The 12,026-nt window shown below is 33.1% G+C and carries 13 protein-coding genes; all 13 read right to left on the reverse strand.

The genetic code is table 11. The annotated features are described in order from the left end of the window. Window position 1: 1 nt before the first annotated feature. Window positions 2–1,285 (reverse strand): RNA polymerase factor sigma-54, encoded by a 1,284-nt coding sequence (locus tag HCAN_RS02050; protein WP_006655072.1) that lies wholly within the window; start codon window positions 1,283–1,285, stop codon window positions 2–4. Beyond that, window positions 1,282–2,004: an LPS export ABC transporter ATP-binding protein gene (gene lptB / locus HCAN_RS02055; protein ID WP_006655073.1), complete on the reverse strand. Its 723-nt coding sequence runs from the start codon at window positions 2,002–2,004 to the stop codon at window positions 1,282–1,284. The genes HCAN_RS02050 and lptB overlap by 4 nt, the downstream gene beginning before the upstream one ends. After that, window positions 1,997–2,404 carry a tRNA (adenosine(37)-N6)-threonylcarbamoyltransferase complex ATPase subunit type 1 TsaE gene (gene tsaE, locus HCAN_RS02060; protein ID WP_006655074.1) on the reverse strand — a complete coding sequence of 136 codons (408 nt, stop codon included), beginning with the start codon at window positions 2,402–2,404 and terminating at the stop codon, window positions 1,997–1,999. The genes lptB and tsaE overlap by 8 nt, the downstream gene beginning before the upstream one ends. Continuing rightward, window positions 2,405–4,165, reverse strand: coding sequence for a DNA polymerase III subunit gamma/tau (locus tag HCAN_RS02065; RefSeq protein ID WP_006656746.1), 1,761 nt, complete (start codon window positions 4,163–4,165; stop codon window positions 2,405–2,407). A gap of 63 nt (window positions 4,166–4,228) precedes the next feature. Next, the gene (locus tag HCAN_RS02070) at window positions 4,229–4,900 is read right to left on the reverse strand and encodes a response regulator (protein ID WP_006655076.1); all 672 of its coding nucleotides are present in this window, start codon (window positions 4,898–4,900) and stop codon (window positions 4,229–4,231) included. Between the two features lie 8 nt (window positions 4,901–4,908). After that, window positions 4,909–6,513, reverse strand: a complete 1,605-nt coding sequence (locus HCAN_RS02075; RefSeq protein ID WP_006655077.1) for a sensor histidine kinase — start codon at window positions 6,511–6,513, stop codon at window positions 4,909–4,911. A gap of 94 nt (window positions 6,514–6,607) precedes the next feature. Then, complete coding sequence (locus tag HCAN_RS02080) at window positions 6,608–8,377, reverse strand: peptidoglycan D,D-transpeptidase FtsI family protein (RefSeq protein WP_006655078.1); 1,770 nt, start codon at window positions 8,375–8,377, stop codon at window positions 6,608–6,610. Continuing rightward, window positions 8,377–8,694 (reverse strand): flagellar hook-basal body complex protein FliE, encoded by a 318-nt coding sequence (gene fliE / locus HCAN_RS02085; RefSeq protein ID WP_006655079.1) that lies wholly within the window; start codon window positions 8,692–8,694, stop codon window positions 8,377–8,379. The genes HCAN_RS02080 and fliE overlap by 1 nt, the downstream gene beginning before the upstream one ends. Window positions 8,695–8,704: 10 nt before the next feature. Then, complete coding sequence (flgC, locus tag HCAN_RS02090; RefSeq protein ID WP_006655080.1) at window positions 8,705–9,205, reverse strand: flagellar basal body rod protein FlgC; 501 nt, start codon at window positions 9,203–9,205, stop codon at window positions 8,705–8,707. 11 nt (window positions 9,206–9,216) lie between these two features. Then, window positions 9,217–9,651 carry a flagellar basal body rod protein FlgB gene (flgB, locus tag HCAN_RS02095; RefSeq protein ID WP_006655081.1) on the reverse strand — a complete coding sequence of 145 codons (435 nt, stop codon included), beginning with the start codon at window positions 9,649–9,651 and terminating at the stop codon, window positions 9,217–9,219. 267 nt (window positions 9,652–9,918) lie between these two features. Continuing rightward, window positions 9,919–10,710 carry a flagellar basal-body rod protein FlgG gene (gene flgG / locus HCAN_RS02100; RefSeq protein WP_006656747.1) on the reverse strand — a complete coding sequence of 264 codons (792 nt, stop codon included), beginning with the start codon at window positions 10,708–10,710 and terminating at the stop codon, window positions 9,919–9,921. A gap of 11 nt (window positions 10,711–10,721) precedes the next feature. Next, complete coding sequence (locus tag HCAN_RS02105) at window positions 10,722–11,555, reverse strand: flagellar hook-basal body protein (RefSeq protein ID WP_006655083.1); 834 nt, start codon at window positions 11,553–11,555, stop codon at window positions 10,722–10,724. Between the two features lie 77 nt (window positions 11,556–11,632). Further along, the gene (locus tag HCAN_RS02110; protein WP_006655084.1) at window positions 11,633–12,016 is read right to left on the reverse strand and encodes a NifB/NifX family molybdenum-iron cluster-binding protein; all 384 of its coding nucleotides are present in this window, start codon (window positions 12,014–12,016) and stop codon (window positions 11,633–11,635) included. Window positions 12,017–12,026 lie beyond the last annotated feature (10 nt).

Here is a 12,026-nt window from a genome sequence, read left to right on the forward strand (position 1 = left end):
ATTAAAGAGACATTTTATAAAGTTTTTTGCGTTCGCTAGAGCTTGCTATATTGAGTTGTGCGCGATATTTTGTGATTGTCCTTCGCACAATTTTGAGATTAAATTTTTGTTCAATGAGTTCTAAGATTCTATTATCGCTAAGAGGCTTTTGCTTATTTTCATTTTTGATAAGCTCACTTACAAATTCTTTAATGGTTGTGTTGGCGGTGTCTTCATCTAGGGCTGTGGCAAAGAAATTCCTTAGAGGAAAAATTCCTCTAGCACATTCTAAAAATTTATTTGAAATGGCTCTAGAAATTGTGCTTGGTGCGTGTCCAAATTCTTCTGCCAAATCTTTTAACTTCATTGGCTTTATCTCTCCACCCATAAAAAAGTCATATTGATATTCCACAATCATTAAACCAATTTTATAAAGCGTGGCTTTACGCATTTCTAGGGCATCAACTAAATCTCTCGCATCTTTAATTTTATTTTTAATAAATTCATCTTTGATTTTTTCTTTGGAATCTTTTTTTTGTGTTTCAATTTCAATGCTTGGATAGTATTTTTCATTGATTTGCACTTGAATATTATTTGATTCTTGAATCACTAAAATATCTGGAATAATAGCCGCCTCTTTTTGATAAAAATCCAAAGCGGGTGGATTTTTGAAACTAGAAATCACACGCATTGCTTGGGTATAGTTTTTATCTTCTTTGTATTTTGTGTGATTTTCTAGATCTCCAATAAGCTTTAAGCATACGCTATAAACAGAATCGGCAATATCCATATTCTCTAATTGAAAATAAAAAGATTCTATGAGATTTTCAGCCGCGATTCCAGCAGGATCTAAATACGCAAATCGCTTACGAATCTTTTCGACTTCTAGACTATTGCTTTGGCATTCCTTGGCAATTTTTTCTTTATCGCCATCAAAATAGCCTTCTTCATTAAGATTTTCGATAATTTTTTCAGCAATAGCTTGTGAAGTTTTTGTAGGAAATAGGGGTGGAACTATTTGGGATTTTAGCACTTCTTCTAGGCTTTCTTCTTGGATGCAAAATTTTTCAATCCCATCATTTTCAGCACTTCGAAGCCCTCTTGGACCTTCTTTGCGTTTTTTTCTTTCAGAAGAAAAATCAGTTGTCATTCCAGATTTGACTTCAACATAGGGATTTTCTTTTGCAAATTCTCCTAGCGTTTCTTCAAGCTCTAAAGTGCTGCTTTGAAGTATAGGTAGCCAACTTTTTAGCGTGGATGAAAGTTTTGTCTTTAGAGTAGCGGAGGTTTGGGTTCTTAATTTCATACTCTAAAATGATCTCCTAAATAATGTCTTCTTACAAGTTCATTTTCATAGATTTCATTTGAATTTCCACTAGCAAGTAGCATTCCTTTGTTAATGACATAAGCGCGATGACATACGCTTAGAGTTTCTCTAACATTGTGATCAGTAATTAAAACTCCAATACCAAATTTTAAGAGTTTTTTGATAATGTTTTGAATGTCTAAAACAGCAATAGGATCCACTCCCGCAAAAGGCTCATCAAGCAAAATAAATTTTGGTTTTTTGACAAGTGCCCTAGCAATTTCTACGCGTCTTCGTTCTCCACCGCTTAGATTGACACCTTTACGATTGCGAATAGGTTCAATATTAAATTCTTCTAATAATTCTTCAGTGCGTTTGTATCGTTCTTCTTCATTATCTAAGCAAATTTCAGCAGCAATCATTAAATTTTCTTCCACACTTAGATCTTTAAATACGCTTGATTCTTGAGGTAAATACCCAATCCCTAATTGAGAACGCTTGTGCAAACTTAGTGCTGTAATATCTTTGTTGTCAAAAAAGACTTTTCCGCTACTTGGCAACAAAAGCCCACAAATAATATAAAAGCTTGTTGTTTTTCCTGCTCCATTGGGACCTAGAAGTCCAACAACTTCACCACTTCTTACTTCTATAGAAATATCAGAAATAATTTTATTTTTTTTAATAATTTTAACTAAGTTTTTTGCTTCTAGCTTATGCATCAATTCTATATTCCCTTAAGTGTTGTTTTGAAAGAATTTCAATCTTTTTAAAATCCATTCCAATTTGTTTTAATATTTTAGCTAATTTTTCATCACCCCATTCCACAAAATGCCAACCTTCTTTTTCAAGTTCTTCTAAAAATCCAATTTCTAAAAGCTCTTCTAGATTCTTTTGATAAATGTCATAATGATAGATTCCCTCCCCATAATCTTGAGCTAATAAAAAAGTAGGTGAACTAACCACGCTAGAATTGCCCAAATATTGCACCATTGCTTTAACTAAAGTGGTTTTTCCGCTTGCTAAATCTCCTTTTAGTAAATAAATACCGCGTTGGTTTTTTAGATCCAAAGCCTCACACAATTGATGGAGTGAATTTTCATCTAACATTAAGCTTTTCATCTATTCTTCACTTTTGGGGCGAACTTTGATTTGTTTAATTTCTAAGAGTTGCCTTACATCTTGCAAAATAGGAAGCCCTAAGGCTTCATTAACTTCATCTTGAATGCTTTTGTGAGTGGGTTGTGTTTCTGCGGATTGTGTGGTTGTTTTAGGAGTGCTTAGTGTTGTGTTTAATTCTAATGATTCTGTGGAATTGGTATTTTGGGGTTTGGTATTTGGCGTGTTTATAGAATCAGAAGCCTTTTGTATCTCTTGCTTTTGTATTGATTCTTGGGTGTTGGTTAAAGGTGTTTGGGAGATTTTGGGTTCTTTGGCTATGGGTTTGATTTGAGTTTGCATCCCAAAAATTTCTAAAACAAATCCTTTAATGATATTAGTATAGCTATTTTTTAGCCGTTCTTTATCAGAATCTTGAGCTGTAGTTTCCCACACTAAAATTCCATTTTCATAAGAAACAAAATGAATATTTTTCTCAAAAATTTCCCCCAATTCAAAATTTCTTTCATAAATCTTTTGCACAAGTAGGGCAAATAAATCCGCACCATTTGGAGTTGGAGTAAAGTGATTTGTGTGGGTTTCTTCAAGGGGTTTGATTGGGTTTTCTTTGATTGTGTTGGTGGGATTAGTTGGAGTATTTTCAAAAGTTTGTTTTGATTCTTTGGTTTGATTTTCTTTGCTAGGGAGTGTTAATCCTTTTTCTAGTGTTTCAATGGCTTTGTCAATTTCTTGAATCTTTAAAGCTTCAAGCATTTTAAAGATGGATAAGGTTAGCACAAAGCTATCATCGCTTCCTAGAGATAAAAGTTCTTTGGCTTGGGTAATGATTCGAAAGAATCGATCAATAATTGTTGCGCTATAGCGTGTATCCTCGCCCCTTAGAAGCTTTTCTTTTAAAAAGATTGCCATTTCATCTAAAAGCATTTCACATTCATATTCAGAAAACCCTTCAATGTGCTTAAGCAATGATTCTTTGTCTTTTTTAAAAATCTCTTCAAAAAGCATATTAAGGCTTTGAGGATTAATAAGTCCAAGCATATTGGCACAAGAATCAGCAGTAATATTGTAGTTAGAATAGATAATCACTTGATCTAGTAGCGTTAAAGTATCTCTTAGAGAACCAGATCCACTACGGATTAACATATTAAGCGCCTCATCTTGATAGGTGATGTTCTCTTTATGTAAAATATTTTTTAAATGCTCAAAAATATTTTTTTCAGAGATTCTTTTGAATCTAAAATGCTGTGTGCGACTAAGAATAGTTGCAGGTAGTTTCAAAGGATCGGTGGTGGCTAGGATAAATTTAACATATTCTGGAGGCTCTTCTAAGGTTTTTAGCAGTGCATTAAAGGCTTCTTTGGTAAGCATATGCACTTCATCAATGATAAAGATTTTATACCGCCCCATATTGGGATGATATTTGGTTTGTTCAATCAAATCTCGAATGTCATCAATTTTGCGGCTAGAAGCTCCATCAAGCTCAATAATATCAATGTGACGCATTTTGTGAGGGTTTGCTGCAATACAATTTGCACAAACACCACAAGGCTTTGCCTTTGGTCCTTTTTCACATTGAAGGGCGCGTGCAAAGATTCTAGCACTAGAAGTTTTTCCGCTTCCTCTAAGCCCTGAAAATAAATAAGCGTGGGATAATCTTTTGCTCTCTAAAGCTAAAGAAAGAGTGCGGCTAACCGATTCTTGTCCAACAAGTTCATCAAAGTCCATTGGACGATATTTCAAGGCTAAAGCTTCATTGTGTTCCATATCCCACCTATTTTAGAAATTAAGTAATGATTCTACAACAAATCCCCTCTAATACTTATTAAATTACTCTTTATAATGAGAGATGTCTGGTTGAATTTTATAAATTTTATTTTTGAGGCGGATTAAAAGTCCTGTATCAATGAGCTGCCTAAAAGTTTTCACTACCGTTGGCTTACTAACTCCAAGTTCTTGGACAATATCTTCATAAGAACCATAAAAGATATTTTCTGAATCGCTATTTTCAATGAGGTATTTAATGATTTCTATTTTTTTGCCCCCTACAAAAACCGAAATGGCATTTAAAAGAACATTTTTGGCTCGTAATTCATTGGCTTGAAATTTTGGCAATACCGCCTTTAGAATCGTTTTTAAAAGCTCTTCTACATCAATAGGCTTTAAAATATAGCCATCAACTTTGAGTTCAATGCAATCTAATAAATATTGTGTTTCAGTATGGGCTGTTGCTACAATCACTGCAATATCCCATAGAGGATTTTTTTTGATTTCTCTAATTAAATCGATTCCATTGAGTTTTGGCATTAAAATATCAGTAATAATTAAATCAATGTCTTCTTGTTTTAGAATCTCTAGTGCTTCTTTGCCATTGTGTGCGATAAAAAGTTTATCAACATAGTCTTCTAAGACTATAGAAGCAAATTTTAAGATGTCTTCTTCATCTTCAACATACAAAACTTTGATTTTTTTCATCACGGCTTCATCATTTTTTGATAGCATTTTTCCTCCTATTCTTCGCCTTTAAGTGGTATGGTAATGATAAATAATGCTCCACATTGATTGTTTTCAGTAGGGCAGTCTTGCAAACATTCTATTGTGGGAGAGAGCTTGGCATCTAGATTCCATTTTGCATTTTTGACTTCAATGCTTCCTTGCATTTGTTTTTCAATAATTTGTTTAGACATATAAAGCCCAATTCCCGTCCCAACGGATTTATGTTTAGTAGTGAAATAGGGTTCAAAAATCTTTTGAATATCTTTTAATCTAATTCCACCACCATTATCCATAAAAAGAATTTGCACATATTCTTCTTGTTTTGTATCTTTTGGTGCAATTTTAGTTTCTTTAATGGAAGCGGCGATTCTAATTTTAGCAGGTGTGATTTGGCGTTCTTTTAAAATATCTTCAGAATTTTTAATGAGATTTAGTAAGACTTGAGAAAAAGAGCTTTTGTATCCATAAACTACAATATCTTCTGGACATTCAATGTTCAGTTCTATTTCATTTTGTTTTAAAAAAATTTCAACTAAAGATACAGAATCTTTGATATTTTCTTTGAGATTAAAAGGTTCTTTGTGGCTAGAAGAGTGAAAAAAGTTTCTGAAATCTTCAATGGTTTGAGACATTTTTTTTGCAATTTTTAAGCCATCCTCAACTTGTGTGTTAATAAATTCTTGAGTGAGTTTGCCATTTTGAGATTTTACCTTAAAGGCTTGGATTAGCAACATTAATGCATTAAGCGGTTGTCGCCATTGGTGGGCAATATTTCCTATCATTTCTCCCATACTAGCAAGTCTTGCTTGTTGATACATAATTTGATCTTTTTTGCGACTCTCTAAAACTTCTTTTTTGATAGTTTCTTGCAAGGAATTATTTAAATCTTGCAATTCTTTGGTTTTTTCTTTGATTTTAGTTTCTAGTGTATTGTGAAGGTGTTTAATATTGCTTAAAACGAGGTGGCTAAGTAATATTGTAATCATCATAATAAGGCACATAATAACCAAAACTAAAATGTGCAAGAGATTATGCAGTGCGCTATTTCTGTCTTTTTTAATTTCAACAAGATTAAGGCTACTTAAAATGATATTAGAAATGTCTTGATTTAAAATTGCGATTTGATTTTTAAATTCAAATGGATTTTCTTTGAGTGTGTTTAGATTTTTTAAAAAGGTTTGAATGCTTGAATCAAGCTTGTTAAAATCCTTTTGTTTGTTTAATAGTTTTTCTTTTTCCTTTAGGATAGTGTCATGTTTGTCAAAAAAATCATAAACTTTCAATGCCAATAAAATCAAATTACTCCTTTGAGAGTTTTTGGTTTCATTTGCTTTGTATGAATCCCAATATTTTTTGATTTCATCTTGTAGTTTTGAAATTTGAGTTTGGCTAAGTGCTGTGTCGTTTGAATGGTTTTCTGTGTTGTTTAGAATCTGTCGTAATTCTTCAAGCTCAACAAGAGATTGGTGGTGTTCGGCAAAAAGTGTATTGTAATCGTATTTTAAACTATAAAAAAATATATATGAAACAACTGCTAAAGAAAGTAATCCACATGCAATATTAAAAACTAATATCCTAGTTTTTGCTTCTAAAGAAGTTCCAAAAATCTTTTTTTTCATTGCCTCATCTTGCGATATAAGATTATTATTTGTTGGATTTGAAATTCACATTCTTATTTTATAGCAATTTTATTAAAAGACTAATAATGTAAAATTATTTTGCCTTTTCTGCATAAAGGTAATTTTCTTTAATTAATAATTCTACGATTTGTCTAAAAAGGGGTATGGCAGTTGTAGCAGCAAAGTAAGCTTTTTCTTCATTGGGTTCAAAAACGGAAATTCCAATGGTATATTCTCTCCCATCCTTATCTCCTGCAAATCCAAAAAAAGAGCTATTGTATTTACGCACATATTGCCCACCTTGTGCAATGTGTGCTGTTCCTGTTTTTCCCCCCACAATAACCCCCGAAACTTGGGCACCTCGTCCTCCACCTTGAGTAACGACTTTAATAAGTGTTTCTTTGACCTTTTTGGCTGTATTGTTATTGATAACCCTAAGAGGATCTTCGTGTTTAAGCTTGTAGCGATTTCCTTTAGAATCATAAAGATATTCCACTAAATAAGGTGTGTAAGCAACCCCTTGATTTACAATAATGTTATAAGCTTTTAGCATTTGGATAAAAGTCGTCCTTAAGCCATATCCATAAGCCACGGTGGCTTTATAAACCTCACTTCTTAGGCGTCTAATTTCTGGAATCGTTCCAATTTTTTCATAGGGCAAATCAATGCCACTTTTTTCGCCAAACCCAAAAGCCTTTAAATTTGAATAATATTCCTCTGGAGTAAGTCGTTGAGAGATTTTTGCCATACCAATATTGCTTGAATATAATAAAATATCTTCAAGATTCGCTTCTCCTAAACGCCGTGTGTCTGTAATATAGAAATTGCGTAGTTTATAACGCCCATTTTCTAAAAAGATTTTTTCATTGGGATTAATGAGATTTTTGTCTAATAAAATGGAGTAAATAATTGGTTTAATGATACTGCCTGGCTCATAAGAATATTCAATGGCACTTGCATTGAGATATGGATAATCCTCTTTGGTAATGGCATTGGGGTTGAATCTAGCGCTACTTGCAAGACTTAGAATTTTCCCACTTTTGCTTTCCATAATTCCAACAATAATCTCTTTGGCGTTGAGTTGTTGTTGATTTTCATCAATAATTTGCTCGACTTTTTTTTGCAATTTTAATGGAATGCTTGAAACAACATTGTAGCCATCTTTTCTTTCTTGAAAAGTAGAATTTTTGTTTAATATTACATTAAAGCTAATATCGCGTTCCCCAATCATTAGCAAATCATTTAAAGGCTCTAATTCCTCATTGAAGCTTTTTTCAATTCCTTTTACTCCATTTACAAGAGTAAAATCCCCTTCATTTTGTTTGTTGATATAGCCTAAAATTGGCTCCATTGTGTCGTTGTAGAGATAATCTCGTGATTCTCCACTCTCAACTACTGATAAGCCATATTTAAAAACATATCCATTCTCATTTTCATAAGCACGAAAAACATCAAGGGCATTGAGTTTGATATTGAGTTGCTTAAGATAGCTTGCTGTTTTTGAATCAATTTCATAAGAAAGAACAACATTACCTTTTTCTTGCAATTTATGGATGATTTCATTTTTTGGAATTTGGCTATAAATGCTAAAGAGATTAACAAATAAATCTTTTTTTTGAGGATCAATATTGTAAGTATTGACTACAGCTTTATAAACCTTTTTGCTAGAGGCTAAAACAAAACCATCGTTACTATAAATTGAACCTCTAATGGCATTTTCAATGCGTTTAGCTTGGAGATTTGGAAGTTTTCTTTCTGCAAAGATATGATAAAAGATTGTGCCTAAAAAAATACAGAATCCGCTTATAATCATTAAGAAAATAAGCAGGATTTTTCCTGCTTTTTTAGAATCTGCGTCATTCATTAAATTTGTGTTCTAATTAATTCTTTGTAAGCACTAATAGCTTTATTTCTCACTTCAAGCATAAGTTTCATACTATTTTCGGCTTTGCCTATGGCAATAGCAGCTTGATGAATGTCTTTTATTTGTCCTGTTGCCATATCTGCCATTGCTTGTTCAGTTGTCTTTTGGTGTTCATTAACTTCCTCAAAAGCATCTTTTAGCATATTTTCAAAGCTTTTATTTGGCGGGTTTAAATTGTGGTTTGGTGATAAATTTGGAACATCTTTGAGTTGAGAATTGATTTTTTCTGCGTCTATTCCATATTTGTTAATTTCCATTTATAATCCTTTATGCCTGGAACATTGAGATCGCATTGTTTGCCATATTTTTTGCACTTTGAAAAGCCGCTACATTGGCTTGATAAGCTTTTGTAGCTTCAATTAAATCTGCCATTTCCACAACAGCATTGATATTGGGATAAGCCACATATCCTTCAGAATTTGCATCTGGATGATTTGGTTCGTATTTCATTTTGGGCTGCGAATCATCCCTAACGATTTTATCCACATATACGCTCATTAGTGCAGGTTTTGGCTCTCTTTGCTCATTAAAACTATCCATTTCATCCAATGGATCTTCATATTTTAGCAAATTATTGCTTTTTTGATACTTTTGATTCAAAACTTTATCAAAATCAAATGCTTTTAAAATCAATTCTCGCCTTCTATAAGGTCCTCCCTCATCGGTTCTTGTAGTATTTGCATTGGCAATATTACTTGAGATTAGATTGACCCTTTGTCGTTGTGCAGATAGTCCATAACCACTAATATCAAAGCTAGATAAAAACATTTAATTGCCCCTTATATATTCTTTGTTGAATCAATAGCATTAGAGAAAATCCCACCTTGCTTTCTTAAAGCACCAACCAAAGCTTGATACATAATATCATTTTTTGCCATTTCACTTGTTTCTATATCTAAATCCACACTATTACCATCGTTTCTTGCTAAATGCCCATCGCGATAGAAGAAAGTCGAGCGATTCTTATCTAGATCTTCTAAAGGAAGGAGATGATTAGAATTAGTCAAGGCTAAATCTAATTCCATTTTTCTATTGCGATTAAAGATTTCATCGGCTTTGTTTGCCATCATTTGCTCAAAATTAATATCTTTTGGGCGATACATAGGAGTAGAGACATTAGCAATATTTCCAGCAATCATATCGCGTCTTAAGGAGCGATAATCTAATGCTTCTTGGGCTAAACCACGAGCTTGACTAAAATTAAAAATGCTCATTAAAACTCCTTGAATAAGTGAATTAAACTATATAAAGCAAATATTATTCCAATTATTGACTTTACCCTTTTGCAGTTTTAAATCTCTAGAATCAATTGGTTAAAATTATTTTTTATCAGGTAACTTGAAAAATTTAATTTAAAATAGGGAAGTCTAGGAATCATTGGAATCTTTTATGTAGTAGAGATGAATAACCAAATGTAGGAGTGAGGTTATTTCATCTTGCAAATTTAAATATTTTAAGCGTTGCTAATTTTATTGGTTTAATTAGTTACGCTTAAGCTGATTTACTATTTGCAGCATCGAATCGGCTGTTTGTATTGATTTTGAGTTTGCTTCATAAGCTCTTTGCCCCACAATCAAATCTGTCATTTCTTCTACTAGTTTTACATTGCTTGTTTCTACAAATCCCTGTCTTAGCTGACCAAACCCATTTAATCCTGGTGTGCCAACGATTGGATCCCCTGATGCATTTGTATTGAGATATAAATTATCTCCTAATGCATGCAAACCAGCAGGATTGATAAAATTCACTGTTTCAATTTGCCCTAATTCATTGACTTCTGTTTCATTGCCTTGCACTACACTTACAGTGCCATCTGTTCCAATATTAATTTGTGTTGCATCATCTGGAATGGTAATATTTGGCACTAGCAAGTAGCCTTGAGAATTGACAACATTTCCTTCATCATCGAGTTTAAAAGAACCATCTCTTGTGTAAGCAATGGTGCCATCTGGAAGCTCAATTTGGAAGAATCCATTTCCTGTGATGGCAATATCTAAGTTGTTTTCTGTTTCTTTAAAGTTACCTTGTGAGAATATTTTTTGAACTGAAGTAGGACGCACACCAAGCCCTACTTCGATACCTGTTGGTGAGAGTGTTGTCTCTGAAGTGCTAGAACCCGCGTATTGTAATACTTGGTGGAATAAATCTGCAAATTCCGCTCGTTCTTTTCTGTAGCCAAAAGTATTAACATTAGAAATATTGTTTGAAGTAACATCAATTTGCAATTGTTGTCCTAGCATTCCTGTTGTTGCCGTGTATAGTGCTCGCATCATTGTTTATCCTTTTAAGCTTTTGCTGCTATTCTTGTGATAGCTTCTGTGTTAAGATCATCCATATGGGTTTTTAATACTTTAGAATAGGCTTCTACTAGGCGATTGGTTTCAATCAATCCTGTCATTTCATAAACCACATTAATATTGCTTTTTTCTAAATAGCCTTGTCTAACGGCTCCGCTTCTTTCTAAAACTTCCATTTCATTCATTCTCTCATTTGGGTATTTGTAGAGATTATCTCCGATTTTTTGAAGGAATTTTGGATTTTCAAAAGAAACCACAGCAATATTGGCAGTTAAGATAGTCTCATTTAATTCTTCATTATTTAAGGAGCGATTGTAAAGATTCCCATCTTTATCAACTTCAATTTGAAATCCATCAATAATTTCAATATATTGTGGGGATTCGATATATTCTCGTGGTAAAACAGCATAGCCTTCTTTATTGACTAGTCGTCCTTCTTGATTTAAAACAAAAGAACCATCGCGGGTGAATCTTATTCCTTCGGGAGTTTCAATCATAAAATAAGCATTTTCTCTGCTTAGTGCAAAATCAAAAGTGTTATCTGTTTGTGTGATACCACCTACGCTTCTATCGGTAAATTCCTCTACAATTTGTGGAACACGATTTAAGGATCGATTGTAAAATTTCGCCGCATCTTTGGTTTGATCTTTGATGGGCAAAAACTCTTTGTGTTGCTCATAAAGTCGCATAAAATCTCCAATCACAACATCATCCCGCTTAAATCCTGTTGTATTGGCATTTGCGATATTATTAGCAATGACATCTAGGCGGTTAATTTGCGTTACCATTCCACCTACTGAACTATAATAGCCACCTTGCATTTTATTCCTTTTTAGCAATCTTTATGCTAAAAAAGCAAAAGGTGTTCCATTATTTAAAGGCTAAGTAAAATTCGGAGTTATTTAAGGTATTTAAAAGAATCCTTTGCATTTTGGCAATCTAATTCGACTTTGCAGATTTTGATTCCGTATTCTTGAAATACTTTTGCAGTGTTTTTGCAAGCTTTTTTAACTAAAACTGCTTGGCAATCTTTGATAATCTCCCCTAACACATTATGTTCGAGCTTGTGTGCTATTTGCTCTTCTTGGCTCATTTCTTCATCTTTATGTGAGCAACCTTCACTAGCTTGGATATTTCCGCGTGGGTTTTTTCGCAAGTCTAATAAATCAAAATGTTTAAACATTCCATTTCCCTTTTGCTCAAAAACTGCAAAAAATGGAGTATGTCCGGTATTTCCAAAAATTTTTAAATCTTCATCATAAACAGGTATTGCTATTTTCATTCTTTATCCT

Origin of the sequence: Helicobacter canadensis MIT 98-5491, assembly GCF_000162575.1 — a bacterium.
GTDB classification, from domain to species: Bacteria; Campylobacterota; Campylobacteria; order Campylobacterales; family Helicobacteraceae; genus Helicobacter_D; species Helicobacter_D canadensis.